13 protein-coding genes and 1 pseudogene are annotated in these 16,034 nt (G+C 60.4%); 6 read left to right on the plus strand and 8 right to left on the minus strand.

Annotated elements, in window-relative coordinates; translation table 11 throughout:
• Nucleotides 1-31: 31 nt before the first annotated feature.
• Nucleotides 32-466, plus strand: coding sequence for a CBS domain-containing protein (locus CLV89_RS10210; protein ID WP_106163729.1), 435 nt, complete (start codon nucleotides 32-34; stop codon nucleotides 464-466).
• A 117-nt stretch (nucleotides 467-583) separates the two neighbouring features.
• Nucleotides 584-1,078: a pantetheine-phosphate adenylyltransferase gene (gene coaD / locus CLV89_RS10215; protein WP_106163564.1), complete on the plus strand. Its 495-nt coding sequence runs from the start codon at nucleotides 584-586 to the stop codon at nucleotides 1,076-1,078.
• A gap of 129 nt (nucleotides 1,079-1,207) precedes the next feature.
• Here coaD and CLV89_RS22610 read toward each other — a convergent pair whose 3' ends face one another.
• Both CLV89_RS22610 and gap read right to left on the minus strand, forming a co-directional pair.
• A complete protein-coding gene (locus tag CLV89_RS22610) occupies nucleotides 1,208-1,351 on the minus strand; it encodes a hypothetical protein (RefSeq protein ID WP_165798116.1) in 144 nt (47 codons plus the stop codon).
• Between the two features lie 101 nt (nucleotides 1,352-1,452).
• Nucleotides 1,453-2,454, minus strand: a complete 1,002-nt coding sequence (gene gap / locus CLV89_RS10220; protein ID WP_106163565.1) for a type I glyceraldehyde-3-phosphate dehydrogenase — start codon at nucleotides 2,452-2,454, stop codon at nucleotides 1,453-1,455.
• A 256-nt stretch (nucleotides 2,455-2,710) separates the two neighbouring features.
• On the opposite strand from gap, the gene CLV89_RS10225 reads away from it, so the two are divergent.
• On the plus strand, nucleotides 2,711-3,661 hold the full coding sequence (locus CLV89_RS10225; protein WP_106163566.1) for a DUF808 domain-containing protein: 951 nt from the start codon (nucleotides 2,711-2,713) through the stop codon (nucleotides 3,659-3,661).
• Nucleotides 3,662-3,783: 122 nt separating this feature from the next.
• Here the strand turns inward: CLV89_RS10225 and tkt are convergent, their stop codons facing one another.
• Nucleotides 3,784-5,805: a transketolase gene (gene tkt, locus CLV89_RS10230; RefSeq protein ID WP_106163567.1), complete on the minus strand. Its 2,022-nt coding sequence runs from the start codon at nucleotides 5,803-5,805 to the stop codon at nucleotides 3,784-3,786.
• A 324-nt stretch (nucleotides 5,806-6,129) separates the two neighbouring features.
• On the opposite strand from tkt, the gene CLV89_RS10235 reads away from it, so the two are divergent.
• Together CLV89_RS10235 and CLV89_RS10240 are read left to right on the plus strand one after the other, a co-directional pair.
• Entirely contained in the window at nucleotides 6,130-7,056 is a 927-nt protein-coding gene (locus CLV89_RS10235) for a coiled-coil domain-containing protein (protein ID WP_106163568.1), read from the plus strand.
• A pseudogene (locus CLV89_RS10240) lies at nucleotides 7,056-7,466 on the plus strand (cell division protein ZapA); the annotation flags it as partial. The gene CLV89_RS10235 and the pseudogene CLV89_RS10240, both read left to right, overlap by 1 nt.
• Nucleotides 7,467-7,684: 218 nt before the next feature.
• Here the strand turns inward: CLV89_RS10240 and grxD are convergent.
• From grxD to CLV89_RS10260, 5 genes are all read right to left on the minus strand, one after another.
• On the minus strand, nucleotides 7,685-8,047 hold the full coding sequence (gene grxD / locus CLV89_RS10245) for a Grx4 family monothiol glutaredoxin (RefSeq protein ID WP_106163570.1): 363 nt from the start codon (nucleotides 8,045-8,047) through the stop codon (nucleotides 7,685-7,687).
• Between the two features lie 35 nt (nucleotides 8,048-8,082).
• Nucleotides 8,083-8,331 (minus strand): hypothetical protein, encoded by a 249-nt coding sequence (locus CLV89_RS22385; RefSeq protein ID WP_133166714.1) that lies wholly within the window; start codon nucleotides 8,329-8,331, stop codon nucleotides 8,083-8,085.
• Nucleotides 8,328-8,564: a BolA/IbaG family iron-sulfur metabolism protein gene (locus CLV89_RS10250; protein ID WP_106163571.1), complete on the minus strand. Its 237-nt coding sequence runs from the start codon at nucleotides 8,562-8,564 to the stop codon at nucleotides 8,328-8,330. The genes CLV89_RS22385 and CLV89_RS10250 overlap by 4 nt, the downstream gene beginning before the upstream one ends.
• Before the next feature lie 295 nt (nucleotides 8,565-8,859).
• Nucleotides 8,860-11,025 carry a phosphoribosylformylglycinamidine synthase subunit PurL gene (gene purL / locus CLV89_RS10255; RefSeq protein WP_106163572.1) on the minus strand — a complete coding sequence of 722 codons (2,166 nt, stop codon included), beginning with the start codon at nucleotides 11,023-11,025 and terminating at the stop codon, nucleotides 8,860-8,862.
• Nucleotides 11,026-11,512: 487 nt separating this feature from the next.
• Entirely contained in the window at nucleotides 11,513-12,418 is a 906-nt protein-coding gene (locus CLV89_RS10260) for a LysR family transcriptional regulator (RefSeq protein ID WP_106163573.1), read from the minus strand.
• Between the two features lie 150 nt (nucleotides 12,419-12,568).
• Here CLV89_RS10260 and CLV89_RS10265 point away from each other — a divergent pair, with 150 nt between their 5' ends.
• Nucleotides 12,569-16,006: an indolepyruvate ferredoxin oxidoreductase family protein gene (locus CLV89_RS10265; RefSeq protein WP_279327891.1), complete on the plus strand. Its 3,438-nt coding sequence runs from the start codon at nucleotides 12,569-12,571 to the stop codon at nucleotides 16,004-16,006.
• Nucleotides 16,007-16,034 lie beyond the last annotated feature (28 nt).

The raw sequence follows: 16,034 nt of genomic DNA on the forward strand, positions 1-16,034 counted from the left end.
GGGAGTGAAGTTTTATTTCTGGGTGCGCAAAATGCTCGTAAAGTCGATTATGAAATCCAAGGAGATTGCCGAGGTCGTCACGATCGGGCCTGAGGCGACGATCGAGGCTGCCGCGCAGCTCCTGTCAAAGCATGGCATCGGTACGGTGGTGGTCTCATCGGACCAGACAACACCACTGGGCATTCTGTCAGAGCGGGATATCGTGCGGCAGCTGGCCAAGTCGGGCTCTGTATGCCTTCAGCACAAGGTCGAAGACTACATGACCCGAGAGGTTGTCACCTGTGTGCAGGACAGCAATGCCGAAGATGCGCTGGCGAAGATGACCGAGGGGCGGTTCCGCCACATGCCGGTGGTCGAAAACGGTGTGTTGATCGGCATCATTTCCCTCGGTGATGTGGTGAAGGCGCAGCTGACCGAAGTGGCGATGGAGAAATCCGCCCTAGAAGGCATGATCATGGGCCATTGATCACTGGTGCGACCGGGTGCGCCGCGACGTGAGGAAGATTAAGTATTACCACGTACTTGCAATGCGCGACGCAACATGGTTGCGTGCGCTCAAATTTTACGCAAGCAGGAGGGGCCCATGCGCATCGGCTTGTATCCCGGAACTTTTGACCCGATCACGCTCGGGCATGTGGACATCATTCGCCGGGCGGCCATGCTGGTGGATCGTCTGGTCATTGGCGTCGCCATCAATCGTGACAAGGGTCCGCTGTTCGACCTCGATGAGCGGGTGGCGATGATCGAGGCGGAATGCGCCAAGCTGACAGAGCAGACCGGCACAGAGATCGTGGCGCATCCGTTCGAGAACCTGCTGATCGATTGCGCCCGCGACGTCGGCGCTCAGGTCATCGTTCGCGGACTGCGTGCGGTTGCGGATTTCGAATATGAATATCAGATGGTCGGCATGAACCGGTCTCTGGATGACAGCATCGAAACCGTGTTCCTCATGGCCGAAGCCCGCCACCAGGCGATCGCAAGCAAGCTGGTGAAGGAAATCGCGCGGCTGGGCGGTGACGTCAGCAAATTCGTGACACCGCTGGTCAATGACAATCTGCGAAAGCGGCTGGGCAGTTGATGCGCCCGCTGTGACCCGGTCTGGGTGAAGATCGCCCCGATCCGCGCCCGAGCCTGCGACTGAAATGACACCCGACCGGAGACCCCGCGTCGGGTGTTTGCATGTCCGGGGCCGCCACAGCTCCTCAGATCAACGCCAAAAGGCCATCCACTCGATCAACAAAAACAGCTTCTTGCCCAGGAACAACAGGTGTTCCGTTCCGAAAAGGGCAACATCAATGGCGAGTGCAGACAACAGGCACAGGCCGAGAGCGAGGGCAATGGTATTGGTCATCGAGGGATGCTCGCATAAAAACGCCCGGTCAGATATGCCTGACCGGGCGCAAAATCTCAACCCAAATAGGGGCGGTGGTTAACCGGGCAGCTCAATGGCCCCTAGTTCAACCGGCCCATCGCGGTGGCCACGTCGGCCATACGCACCGAGAAGCCCCATTCGTTGTCGTACCACGCCAGCACCCGCACCATGCGACCGTCGACCACACGGGTCTGATCCGGCGCGAAGATGGAACTTTCTTCGGTGTGGTTGAAGTCGGTGGAGACCAGCGGTGCCGGCTCATAGCCCAGAACGCGCGACATTGGGCCTTTGGAGGCTTCTTCCATGGCGGCGTTCACTTCTGCCACGCTCACCTCGCGGCCAGCGCGGAAGGTAAGGTCCACGGCCGAGACATTCGGCGTCGGCACCCGGATTGCGGAACCGTCAAGGCGGCCCTTGAGGTTGGGCAGCACTTCACCCAGCGCCTTGGCCGCACCGGTGGAGGTCGGGATCATCGACATCGCTGCGGCGCGGGCGCGGTAGAGATCGTCGTGGCGACGGTCCAGCGTCGGCTGATCGCCGGTATAGGCATGGATCGTGGTCATGATGCCATGTTCGATGCCAAAGGCCTCGTCCAGAACTTTTGCCAGCGGCGCCAGGCAGTTGGTGGTACAGGAGCCGTTGGAGACCATTTTGTCGCTGGTCAGCAGGTCCTCGTCATTGACGCCGTAAACCACGGTGCGATCAACATTCGTACCCGGTGCAGAGAGCAACACCTTGCCCGCGCCGCGCTCCAGGTGCTTCTTCGCCTTCAGCCCGTCGTTGAACTTGCCGGTGCATTCCAGCACGACATCGCAGCCTTCCCAGTCCAACGTGTCCATGTCATAGGTGGAGAACACCTGCATGTCGCCGCGACCGAGGTTCAGACGTCCCTCGCTGAAATCGACCTGGCCGGGGAAACGGCCATGCACGCTGTCATATTTGATGAGATGTGCTGCAGTCTCGATCGGGCCGGTCGCGTTGACCTTGATGACTTCGATATCATTGCGGAAGCTGCCCGCGATATGCGCCAATGTGCAGCGGCCAATGCGCCCAAAACCGTTGATTCCAACTTTGATGGTCATCTCTGTCGTCTCCACAAAAAGCCTGTCTTAGGGGCAGCCTATAGACGTCATTAACCTCCGAAAAAAGCGAAAACTACAGTAAACACAGACTGTTAGCGCAAAACGTTGATGGTTGCGTTAACAGGTTTCGGCCGTTGGCGGTAACTGTTGTGTCCGGCTTGCGGGGAAAATGCTGCAAAGCGGCACGCTTGAACGGGAACCCTTTGGCGCGCTAGGTGTTCTGTCAGGAAATAGCATGCACTCAAAGAGGTGGCACATGAGCGGTCTTCTGGCCTTGTTGGACGATGTAGCGGCGATCGCCAAAGTTGCCGCCGCCTCGGTGGATGATGTGGCGACGCAATCGATGAAGGCGGGCTCCAAGGCGGCTGGCATCGTTATCGACGATGCTGCCGTGACGCCGAAATACGTGACCGGCTTCCAGCCCGCGCGTGAATTGCCAATGATCTGGCGCATCGCGCGCGGCTCTTTCATCAACAAGCTGGTGTTCCTGCTGCCGATCGCATTGCTGATGTCGCAGTTTGCGCCCTGGCTGGTGCCGCCATTGCTGATCCTCGGGGGCTGTTATCTGTGCTTTGAGGGGGCGGAGAAGATCGCGCATGTGCTGATGCCCCATGATGCTCACTCCGGCGGGCCGGATGGCAGCCACGGCGTGGGCGATCCGACCCATCTGGAGGAGCAGAAGGTCAAGGGTGCGATCAAGACCGATTTCATTCTTTCGGCAGAAATCATGACCATTTCGCTGGCCACAATCGAGAGCGACGTGCTGTGGATTCAGGCCGCGACCCTTGCGGTGGTGGGCATCATGATCACCATCGTGGTCTATGGCGTCGTCGCGATCATCGTGAAGATGGATGACGTCGGCCTGTGGCTGACCGAGGTCGGTCGCACTGGCGTCACCCGCTCGCTTGGGCGCGGTATCGTCGCCTTCATGCCGTGGTTCCTGAAGCTGCTGTCGGTCGTCGGCACCATCGCCATGCTCTGGGTCGGTGGCTCCATTATCGTCCATTCGGCCCATCAGATGGGCTGGCACTGGCCAGAGGAAACCATCTACGCCTTCGCCAAAGGCGTCGCGCAGGGCGACGGTTTGGTAGAGTGGCTGGTCAAGGCGGTGATCGATGGCATCCTCGGGTTTGTGATCGGCCTCTTGCTGATCCCTCTGGCGACCAAGGTCATCGCGCCGTTGTTTGGAGCCAAAGCCGCCCACTGAACACGATCACGCCGCAAGACGAAAGAAAGGGCGCCTCGAAATTCGGGCGCCCTTCATCTTTTCAAAAATACCTCGGGGGAGACCCGGAAGGGTCGGGGGCAGCGCCCCCAATCCCGCGTGACTTAGCCCAAGAGCTCTTGGACCTTGGCAACGGTGCCCTCGGCAGTGATGCCGAATTTCTCGAACAGCTCGCCCGCCGGAGCGGAGGCGCCAAAGCCCTCCATGCCGACAAAGCCCGCTTTCTTCTCTTGACCACGTTCGCCCAGCAGCAGGCGGTCCCAGCCGCCATCCCGCACGGCAGCCTCGATCGCCACACGCACCGGACCTGCAGGCAGAACCTTGCGACGGTAGCTCTCGTCCTGCGCGTGGAACAGCTCCATACAAGGAACGGACACAACGCGGGTGCCGATGCCTTTGGCTTCCAGAAGATCCTTGGCTGCCATCGCAGTGGACACCTCGGACCCGGAGGCCATCAGGATCACCTGACGCTTGCTCTCGGCCTCGGCCAGCACATAAGCGCCTTTCTCGGTGAGGTTCGACAGCTTGTGTTCGGTGCGCACGGTGGGCAGGCCCTGACGGGTCAGAGCGATCACCGACGGTGTCTCTTTTGAGCTCAGTGCGATTTCCCAGGCTTCCGCCGTCTCCACCGCATCCGCCGGGCGGAACGTGTAGGTGTTCGGGGTCGCACGGCAGATCGCCAGATGCTCCACCGGCTGGTGGGTCGGACCATCTTCGCCCACACCAATCGAGTCATGTGTCATGACAAACACGGTGGGGATCTTCGACAGTGCGGCCAGACGCATCGCCGGGCGGGCATAATCGGTGAAGCAGAAGAAGGTGCCGCCATAGGGGCGAATACCACCGTGCAGCGCCATACCATTCATTGCCGCCGCCATACCGTGCTCGCGGATGCCCCAGTAGACATAGCGGCCCTTGCGATTATCCGTGTCAAACACGCCCAGATCACCGGTCTTGGTGTTGTTGGAACCGGTAAGGTCGGCAGAGCCACCAATGGTTTCCGGCATGATCGGGTTGATGACTTCCAGAGCCATTTCCGACGCCTTGCGGGTGGCGACCTTGGGCTGGGACTCGGAAATCTGTTTTTTCAGCGCCTTGATCGTGGCGGAGAGCTTTTTCGGGGCCTCCAGCGCGAAGGCGCGGTTGAACCGGTCCTGCTTCTGCTGCGACAGCTCCGCAAAGCGACCTTCCCATTCCGCACGCGCGTCTGCGCCGCGTTTGCCGATCTCTTCCCACTGGGATTTGATCTCGGCAGGCACCTGATACGCGCCACCGGTCCAGCCATAGGCGTCCTTGGCAGCTTTGAGCTGATCCGCATCGGTCAGCGCGCCGTGACCCTTGGAGGTGTCCTGTGCCGCGTGACCCAGAGCAATATGGGTCTTGCAGGCAATCATCGACGGTTTCTTGGTCTTCTTGGCGGCCTCGATCGCGGCGTCGATCTGCACCGGATCATGGCCGTCGATTTCCTGCACATGCCAGCCAGAGGCCTTGAAACGCTGCACCTGGTTCGTGCGGTCCGACAGGTCCAGCTGACCGTCGATCGTGATGTTGTTGTTGTCCCAGAACACCACCAGCTTGCCCAGCTGATGACGCCCGGCAAGGCCCAGGGCCTCCTGGCTGATGCCTTCCATCAGGCAGCCGTCGCCGGCGATGACATAGGTGTGGTGATCCACAACCTTCTTGCCATATTGCGCGCGCAGCATTTCTTCGGCCATGGCAAAGCCGACGGCGTTGGAAATCCCCTGACCCAGCGGGCCAGTGGTGACCTCAACCGCGTCCAGCAGGAAGTTTTCCGGGTGGCCTGCAGTCAGCGCGCCAGACTGGCGGAAGTTCTTGATCTGATCCAGCGTGACCTGTGCATCGCCCATGAGATAGAGCAGCGAATAGATCAGCATGGAACCGTGGCCCGCCGACAGAATGAACCGATCCCGGTCGGCCCATTTGGGGGCGGAGACGTCGAACTTCATGTGCTTTTCAAACAGCACGGTTGCAACGTCGGCCATGCCGATCGGCATGCCGGAGTGACCGGAGTTCGCACCCGCAACCGCATCCAGCGTCAGGGCGCGAATAGCGGCGGCTTTGTTCCAATGATCGGGGTTTTCAGAGCGCAGGGCTGTCAGATCCACTGAACTGTTCCTCTTTGGGTTCGCAGGGTTTGTCGCTGGATAGCAGCTAAGGGCCAAAGATCAAGCGCTGAGGGCTTGTTTTGCGGGGGGGCGCATGATCTTGCGCGTGCAAGTGCTTGAAAGCAATGGGGGGGTGTTTTACCCCATCATGCGATAAGCTGACGGCAGCTGATGGTTTCTGCGTTGATTCGTACCCCTGTCCAAGTGCCGGGGGCCATGACTGCAACAAGAAGCATCGTGAAAAACGGCGAAAGACCGGCTGTGGACCGATGGTGGCGACAGGCTCTGTCAGAGGTTCAGACGGGACGAGGCAAAGAGGAACGCATGGAGCAGTTACAAGACTTGCAGGGCCGCATCCAGACTGCGTTGCACCGTATATATGGCGGTGTCGCGGCGCTGGAGCAAAAGCACGCAAACCGGCCTGTGCCGACGTTGGAAGATCTGGACATGCAAAAGCATGCCGAGCTGCTGGCCGATCTCGATGATGAGAAAATGGCCAATGCGCAGCTTGAGGAACGTCTGAAGCTGTTGCATGCCCGGCTCGAGGATATGGAGAAGAAGGTGGCCGCCGTGGATGGCGCCGAGGATCTGATCGCCCTTCATTCCGAGCTTGAGTTGTTGCGCAATGCGGCAGGTAACTCGGTCGAAACAGAGGCCCTTAAAGCGGAAGTGGCGCGCCTGAAGCAGGATCTGGAAGCTGCGCGCAATCAGGCTGCCAGTGAACGCGAAACGCTCGAGGATGATCTGAGCGAAGCGACCGCACAGAACGAACAATTGCAAGCCCAGCTGGAAGAGCTGTCGGCCATGCCCGAGGCCACATCCGATGCGGGTGCGGCCGCCGATGCAGGTGCGGCTGATCCGGCCGAGCTGGAGTCAGAGCTGAACGCGCTCCGGGTGGAGCGGGATGAATTGCGCGCCCGCGTCGAGGCCGCAGAGGCCACCGCCACGGAAGCTGATCCGGTGGACGAGGGCGTGAGCGCCGAGCTGGACCAGCGATTGAGCGAGCTTGATGGCGAGCTGCAAGGCCTGCGTGCCAGCAACGACCAGCTGCGCCAGTCCAATGCCGCCCTGCGCGCTGCCAATGCCGAGGGCGTTGGCGACACATCGCTGATTAATTCTGGCCTCGAGGCCGAGGTCGAGGGGCTGAAGGCGGCACGCGCCACCGATCAGGCCGAAGTCAACGCGGTCCTGGCTCGGCTGGAACCGCTTCTGGCCACGGCCCCCAATCTGCCCGAAGGAGAGGAAGCCTGATGCCTGAAGTGACCATTCACATCGGAGGCCGCGATTTCGAGGTATCCTGCCAGGAAGGCGAACAGAGCTTTTTGCAGATGGCTGCGGGGATGCTGGACGACGAGGCTCAGGTGCTGTCGGACCAGATCGGACGCATGCCCGAGGCGCGTATGCTGCTGATGGCCGGTCTGATGCTCGCGGACAAGACGGCTGCCGTGGAGGACCGCATCAAGGAAGTCGAAGCCACCTTGGCAGAAAAGGATGCCGAAATCGCCCGCAAGGAGGCCGAGATGGAGGAGTTGCGCAATGCGCCGCCGCCAGAGCCGGAGCAGGTCGAGGTGCCCGTAGTGCCGCCCCAGGTGGCAGAGACCCTGGCCGAGCTTGCTGCTCGCGCCGAGGCATTGGCTGCCGAGATCGAAGAGAAGGCGGCGCCGGATGATGATGACGACGAAGACGTTGCTGTTGCGGATGAAGGCCCTGCCGCGGATGAGCATTTAGACGAGGCCGCTCCACATCTGTCCGAACAGCTCTGAGTTCTGCCAGATCGGCGAGGGAATCTCGCCTTTGAATATGAAAAAGCCCGCCAGACCATAAGGTCGGCGGGCTTAATGTTTTGCAGCGCATATTGCCCCGGTGGCGGGCGATTGGCTCAGCCGTTGGCTTCGCGGATCTTGTCAGAGGCGTCCTTGTCGAAGCTGATGCCGTTCTGTTCGAACATGCCGTCCAACTCACCAGAGAGGGTCATCTCGGTGATGATGTCACAGCCGCCGACAAATTCGCCCTTCACATACAGCTGCGGGATGGTCGGCCAGTCGGAATATTCCTTGATACCGGAGCGAATGTCCTCATCCGCCAGCACGTTCACGTCGGTGTAGTCGACACCGATGTAGTTCAGCACGCCCGCAACACGGGAAGAGAAACCGCACTGCGGCATTTCCTTGGTGCCCTTCATGTAGAGCACGACGTCATTGGCTTTTACGGTGTCTTCGATACGGGTCTTTGCGTCGGTCATGACTGTGGTCCTTTGTCGTGGCGCCGGGAGCGCGATTACCGCGATAGTGTCCGGCTGATCGATCTGTTGTAGGTATCCGCCTTCTGGTTGGCGCGATGTACGTGTTTTACCGCCTCGAGGTTGGTGGCTTCCATGCCAAGCGGCAGGTCGGGAGAGCCCTTGGAGCGGGAGACTGGTTGGCTGTCTGCCAATCGGCGTGGCCGTTTGGATCGCCACTTTGCCTCGGCCAGGATGGCACTGGCGACAACAGCAAGACTGACCAATATCCAGCCCGTCCAACTCATTCCGGTGCTTTGGTGGTCAGGGCGAGGGCGTGCAGATCGCCGTCAGGGCCGTCCATCTTGCCTTTGAGCGCGGCATAGACGGCTCGTTGCTGTTGCACGCGGTTCTTGCCGCGAAAGCTCTCGTCGACAACCATGGCGGACATGTGAACGCCATCGCTGCCGCCGACCTGGATTTCAGCATCCGGGAAGGTTTCGCGCAGGAGGGATTCGATTTCATGGGCCTGCATTGGCATAGGGCGCATCCTTGCTGTGGTGTTCTTTCGGCAAAATGTAGGGCTGCTGTGCGGGGGACGCAAGCAACTCTACCGTGATTGTAAGGTCTGATTTCGTTTGACGCTTGAGGTCGATCATCCAAACAGGTTCAGGGCGCGCTCCCGCCTGCTTATAGACCGGCCCCGAAGGGGCCTGCCCAACACAGTTGGGCCCGGCACCGCGCGGGCGCGGTGCCGGGCCCAAGGCCGCCAAGGGGGCTTTGCCAAAGGCAAAAGGCACCTGCGGGCGCGGGAGCACCCCCCTTATGAGACTGAGTTACGCGACGGCCTCGGCAAAGCTGGACCGGAACACCTGGCTCAATTCCTCAAGCGTGGCCTCGGAGCCACCGATTTTCACCGCGTCACCGGTAAATTTTCCAACCGTTTCCAGATGAACGCCGGATTGTCCGGCGGCGATCATCAGCGCCTCGGCCTGATCGAAGTTGCAGGCCACAAGATAGCGCGCCTGATCCTCGCCAAACAGGGTCGGCGTGTCGGCAGCGTCGATCTGAACGCCGACTCCGGCCGCCTCGGCCATCTCGAAGGCCGCCAGCACCAGCCCGCCATCGCTGATATCCGTGCAGGCCTTGATGAAGTCGCGATTGTTGCGGATGAATTCGCCGTTGCGCTTTTCCAGGTCCAGATCCACTGCAGGCGCATCGCCATCTTCGCGGTTGAAGACCTCGTGCAGCAGCGCTGATTGGCCGAGATGGCCGGTTGTCTCTCCGACCAGCAGCAGCACGTGACCGTCGCGGACCTCGCCCAGGATCGGCTCCTCATCGGCGGCGATCAGGCCGACGGCGCCGATGGTGGGCGTCGGCAGGATCGCCTGACCGTCGGTCTCGTTATAAAGCGAGACATTGCCGGAAACGATCGGCATATCGAGCGCCGAGACGGCCTCGCCGATGCCTTTCAGCGCGCCGACAAACTGGCCCATGATCTCGGGCTTTTCGGGGTTGCCGAAGTTCAGGTTGTCGGTGGTTGCCAAGGGCTTGGCTCCCACAGCGCAGAGGTTGCGATAGGCTTCGGCCACCGCCTGCTTGCCGCCCTCGACCGGGTTCGCCTTGACGTAGCGCGGGGTCACGTCAGAGGTGAAGGCCAGCTTCTTGTTGGTGCCATGCACGCGCACAACGCCGCCACCCAGTCCGGGACGACGGGCGGTGTCGCCCATTACGGTGGTGTCATATTGCTCATAGACCCACTGTTTGCCGGCATAATTGGGCGAGGAGATCAGCGCCTTCAGCCCGTCGATCGGGTCGATGGTCGGCACATCCGCATCGGTCAGCGCCTCGGGGGCCTCGATCTCGATCCAGGGGCGGTCATATTCCGGCGCCGAGGAGGAGAGTTTTGACAGCGGCAGATCCGCCTTGACCTCACCATTGTGCAGGATCAGGAAGCGGTCCTCGGCAATGGTTTCGCCAACGATGGCAAAATCCAGATCCCATTTCTCGAACACTGCCTTGGCTTCGGCCTCAAGCTCGGGCTTCAGCACCATCAGCATGCGTTCCTGGGATTCCGACAGCATCATCTCGTAGGCTGTCATGCCCTCTTCGCGCTGGGGCACATCCTCTAGGTTCAGCTTGACGCCAAGCCCGCCCTTGTCGCCCATTTCCACAGCCGAGCAGGTCAGACCCGCGGCGCCCATGTCTTGAATGGAGATCACCGCGCCGGTCTGCATCAGCTCCAGCGTCGCCTCCATCAGGCGTTTCTCGGTGAAAGGATCGCCAACCTGCACGGTGGGGCGCTTTTCCTCGATGGTGTCGTCGAATTCCGCCGATGCCATGGTCGCACCGCCAACGCCATCACGGCCGGTCTTGGCGCCGAGGTAGACCACGGGCATGCCCACACCAGAGGCGGCGGAGTAGAAGATCATGTCGGTCTTCACCAGACCGGCGGCAAAGGCGTTCACGAGGCAATTGCCGTTGTAAGCCGGGTGGAAGCGCACTTCGCCGCCGACGCAAGGCACGCCGAAACAGTTGCCGTAGCCGCCAACGCCCTCAACCACGCCATTCACCAGCTGGCGCGTCTTGTGATGCGCCGGCTCGCCAAAGGACAGCGAGTTCATAGAGGCGATCGGGCGCGCGCCCATGGTGAAGACGTCACGCAAAATGCCGCCAACACCAGTGGCGGCACCTTGATAGGGCTCGATGTAGGAGGGGTGGTTGTGGCTTTCCATCTTGAAGACGACCGCGTCGCCATCGCCGATGTCCACGATACCGGCGTTCTCGCCGGGGCCGCAGATCACCTGAGGGCCGGAGGTCGGCAGGGTGCGCAGCCATTTCTTTGAGGATTTGTAGGAACAATGCTCGTTCCACATGGCGGAGAAAATGCCGAGCTCGGTAAAAGTCGGCTCCCGGCCCATGATCTCGAGTATCAGATCGTACTCATCGGCATTCAGTCCGTGGCTTTCGATCACTTCAGGCGTAATGGCTGGTTCCTGCATGGCGCTTAGATGGCCCCCCGGGTCGCTTCAGTTGACGGCCTTTTAAAGCAAGGCTGGGGGCGGGGAAAGGGGGCATGATAGGCGATGCGACGCGTCCTGAAACTGCCCGGAAAATGGGCGTGACGGAGGCAGCGTGCCTGAATGCAGGGCGAGGCGCGTGATTTGTCAGGGCTGTGCGGTGCGACCGCTACGCATTGCCGGGTATCTATTGTAACTCTAATGCACTACATACGCAGAATGCTGAATGCGGCATGTTTGTCTCGGGCCCAGAGCACTGGGGCAGACAAGGCAGGCATTGCGCCAAAAAAAAAAGGCCGAGCACTAAGCTCGGCCGTAGTCCAACAGGGAGGTATGAAGTGCGGCGTGTGCCGCGTCTTCATGAGGGTCATTTAGGGTGCCCGCTTCGCTGTCGCAAGTGTTTTGGAACACAAGTTAAATCAAGCCCGCCATGCGTCGTGTGCATAGCTCGCATTAGTATGCGATAACTCTATATTTTTCCGAGTTCTTTCATGTGCTTACGGTGTGTGATGATCTCGTCCTGAACGAAGTCGCGGAAGGCAGAAACCCGCTGTGAGTGACGCAATTCCTCTGGGTAGGCGAGATAGACCGGAACACCGTTGCCATCTTCGTTCGGCAAAACCTGAACCAGATCCGGGAAATCCTCTGTCACATAGTCCGGCAGGACGCCGATCCCCAGATCCTGCAGCACACCCTGAAGTACGCCGAAATAGTTATTCACCGTCAGCATCGACTTTGGATTATGGGTCATCAGCTTTTGCACCATCACCGCAGCGGACCCCACTTGGGCGGACCGCAGGCTCTGACAGATCAAACGGTGGTCACAGATTTCTTCGATGGTCTCGGGCCAGCTGAACTTGTCGATATAGCCGCGCGACGCATAAAGACGCATCTGCACGGTCATCAACCGCTTGCGGATCAGGTCGGCCTGGCTCGGCTCCTTCATGCGGATGGCGACATCGGCCTCACGCATCGGCAGGTCGAGCACACGCTCTTCCAGCATCAGGTCGATCTTCAGATTGGGGTACTGCTCATAAAGTTTGGCCAGCCGTGGCGCGAGCCAGAGCGTCCCAAAGCCAGTGGTGGTGGTCACCCGCAATTCGCCGAACACGCCTTCCTCGCTGTCGCGAATCCGGGCCGATGCGGTTTCGAGTCGTTTGGCCATCGTCTTGGTGGCGTCAAACAGCAGTTCACCTTGTTCTGTCAGGATCAATCCACGCGCATGACGGTGGAAGAGCGTGGCGTTCAGGCTCTCCTCCAGTCCCCGAATCTGCCGTGAAACGGCCGATTGAGACAGGTTTAGCCGATCACCGGCGTGGGTCAGACTGCCCGCATCCGCAACCGCGTGAAAGATCCTTAGCTTGTCCCAATCCATTGTTTTTACTCTTTCTGCCTCTTTCTGCCAAACTACATGATGAACAGTATAAGATTCAAACCTTACCGGAGGCTGACACGGATTCTTTAAGAAACGGCTATACAGGTCAGCATTTATGACCTATTATTGGATCCAAAATGCAAGCAAGTCATGGTTGAGGAGGACCGGATGAGCACGCAAAAGATCTCGCTCAATGACCGTTATGATCTCGAAAAGTCGCCCATTCTGCTGAATGGCACGCAGGCGCTTGTGCGTCTGATGCTGATGCAGAAGGCGCGCGACGTGGCCGCCGGGCTGAACACGGCAGGGCTGGTCACCGGCTATCGCGGCTCGCCGCTCGGCGCTGTCGACATGCAGATGAAGCGGGCGGAGAAACTGCTGACGCAGTCCGACGTGACATTCCAATACGGTCTCAACGAGGATCTCGCCGTCACCGCGCTCTGGGGGGCGCAGCAGGCTGAGATTCGCGATGAGGGCAAATACGACGGGGTATTTGGCCTGTGGTATGGCAAGGGCCCGGGCGTTGATCGCTCCGGCGATGCGCTACGCCATGCCAATATGGCCGGCTCTTCAAAACATGGCGGGGTTTTGGTCGCCATGGGCGATGACCACACCGGCGAAAGCTCCACCGTGCTGCATCAGTCGGAATGGTCCTTGCTGGATTGTTACCTGCCGATCGTCAGCCCGGCAGGGGTGCAGGAAATCCTCGACTACGGCATCTATGGCTATGCTTTGTCGCGGTTTTCCGGTCTCTGGGTTGGCCTGAAGACGATGAAGGACACCATCGAGGTGACCTCGGTGGTGGACGGAGATCCCGACCGGGTGCAAGTGTCGGTGCCGCAGTTCGACATGCCGGCGGATGGTCTGAACATCCGTCTGGACGATGACCGCTTCCGCCAGGAAGACCGCATCATCGACTACAAACGCTTTGCTGCCGAGGCCTTTAGCCATGCCAACAAGATGGACAAACGCGTCTGGGGCAAGCCCGGCGCCAAGATCGGCTTTGTTGCAGCGGGCAAGAACTGGCTGGATCTGGTTCACGCGCTAAGCCTTTTGAATATCGATGAAAACATGGCTGATCGCCTCGGGATCACCACCTATAAGGTGGGGCAGACCTGGCCGATGGACATGAAGGGGTTCCATGACTGGGCCGAAGGGCTCGATCTGATCGTGGTGGTCGAAGAAAAGCGCAAGCTGATCGAGATCCAGATCAAGGAAGCGATCTTTGATGATCGGCGCGGGCGTCGTGTCTACGGCTGGTACAAGGGTGGCGCGGGCACCATGCACCGCGAGGAGCTGTTCCCGACCAAATATGCCCTCGACCCGATCATGATTGCCGAGAAACTGGGCAATATCCTGATCGAAGAAGGCCGCGACACCGAGGCGATCCGCGCCGGTCTTGCCTCGCTCGACGATGCCAAACGGGCCGACAATGCCGAGGAAATCGCCGCGCGTTTGCCGTATTTCTGTTCCGGCTGCCCGCATAACTCCTCCACCAAACTGCCGGAGGGCTCACGGGCCTATGCGGGCATCGGCTGTCACTTCATGGTGCAGTGGATGGACCGCGAAACCGTTGGATTTACCCATATGGGCGGTGAAGGTGCGAACTGGATTGGCGAAGCGCCGTTCTCCAAAAGAAATCATGTATTTCAGAACCTTGGCGACGGAACTTACAATCACTCCGGGGTGATGGCGATCCGCGCGGCACTCGCCGAAGGAACCAATATCACCTATAAGATCCTCTATAATGACGCGGTTGCAATGACCGGTGGCCAGCAGGCCGAGGGTGGCCTCACCGCGCCGCAGATCGCCCATGAGCTGACCGCGATGGGGGTGAAGACCATCGCCGTGGTTTATGACGAAAAAGAAGACGTGGTCGCCAGCCAGTTCCCCTCCGGCATGCGGATGCATGAGCGGGCCGAACTGATGAAGGTCCAGCGCGAGTTCGAGGAAGTGGGCGGCGTCTCCGCCATCATCTACATCCAGACCTGCGCGGCCGAAAAACGTCGCCGCCGCAAGAAGGGCCTGTTCCCGGACCCGGATCAACGCGTGCTCATCAACTCTGATGTCTGCGAGGGCTGCGGCGATTGCGGCGTGCAGTCGAACTGTGTGTCGATCGTACCGAAAGAGACCGAACTGGGCCGCAAGCGCGCCATCGACCAGTCCAGCTGCAACAAGGATTTCTCTTGCGTCAATGGGTTTTGCCCGTCGTTCCTCACCGTTGAGGGCGCCAAGGTGAAGAAGAGCGCCACCGCCAGCCTGGAGCTGCCGGAGCTGCCCGACCCGCAACTGCCCGCGATCCACGGCACCCATAACGTGGTGATCACCGGGGTTGGCGGCACCGGCGTTGTGACCATCGGCGCGGTGCTGGCACAGGCCGCCCAGATAGATGGCAAGGGCGCTGGCATGATGGAAATGGCAGGCCTCGCTCAAAAGGGCGGCGCGGTGCATATCCATTGCCGCATTGCCGAGCGGCCCTCCGACATCAGCGCCATCCGCGTCGCCACCGGCGAGGCGCACGCGCTGATCGGCGGCGATCTGGTGGTGAGCGCGGGGGCCAAGACCCTTGGACTGACCTCCACCGGGCGCACGGGCGCGGTGGTGAACAGCCATGAGATCATCACGGGAGAGTTTACCCGGAATACCGATTTTGCTTTGCCAAGCGATAGGTTGCAGATCGCACTTCAGGCGCGGATGCGCGACCGGGTCGATCTGTTTGACGCGTCAGAGCTGGCGCGCATCAGCATGGGGGATTCGATCTTTTCCAACATGATGGTCTTTGGCGCGGCCTGGCAGCGGGGGCTAATCCCGGTGTCCTATGAGGCGCTGAAACAGGCGATCGAGCTGAATGGAGCTGCGGTCGAGAAGAACCTCCGCGCCTTTGATATCGGACGCTGGGCGGTGCTCTATCCCGAGGACGCTGCCAAACTGCTGGCGCCGAGCGTCGTTGAGCTGCCCAAGACGCTTGATGAGAAAATCGCCTATCGCCGGGCGCAGCTGGTGGACTACCAGGGCGAGCGGCTGGCGAAACGCTACGAGAAACTGGTGGCGGGTGTCTCCGATCCGCGGCTCAAGGAAGCGGTGGCAAAAGGTTATCACAAGCTCTTGTCCTACAAGGATGAATACGAGGTTGCCCGCCTGCTGCTGAGCAGCCGCGACAAGGCGGCGGCGGAGTTTGATGGCGATCTGAAGATCTCTTACAACCTCGCACCGCCGATTCTGGGCGGCAAGGATGCCAATGGCCGCCCGAAAAAGCGCAAGTTCGGCCCCGGTACGGAACGGTTGTTGCGGATCCTGGCCAAGCTGAAGGGGCTGCGCGGCACGCCGCTGGATGTCTTTGGCTATACCGCCGAGCGCAAGATGGAGCGGGCGCTGATCAAGCAATATGAGACCGACATGAAGGAATGGCTCGCCAAATCCGACGCGGTAGACATGGATGCGCTGGTGGCGCTGGCGGAGCTGCCGTTGCAGATCCGTGGCTTTGGCCCTGTCAAAATGAAGAGCGAACAGCAGGCTGCCAAGCGGCGCGAGGAACTGCTGGTGGCGCTGAAACAGGGGCCTGCGCCGCTGAAGGCTGCCGCCGAATAGTGGCCCCCACGCCACTGTGTCTTGGGGA

The organism is Tritonibacter scottomollicae, assembly GCF_003003215.1.
Lineage (GTDB): Bacteria > Pseudomonadota > Alphaproteobacteria > Rhodobacterales > Rhodobacteraceae > Epibacterium > Epibacterium scottomollicae.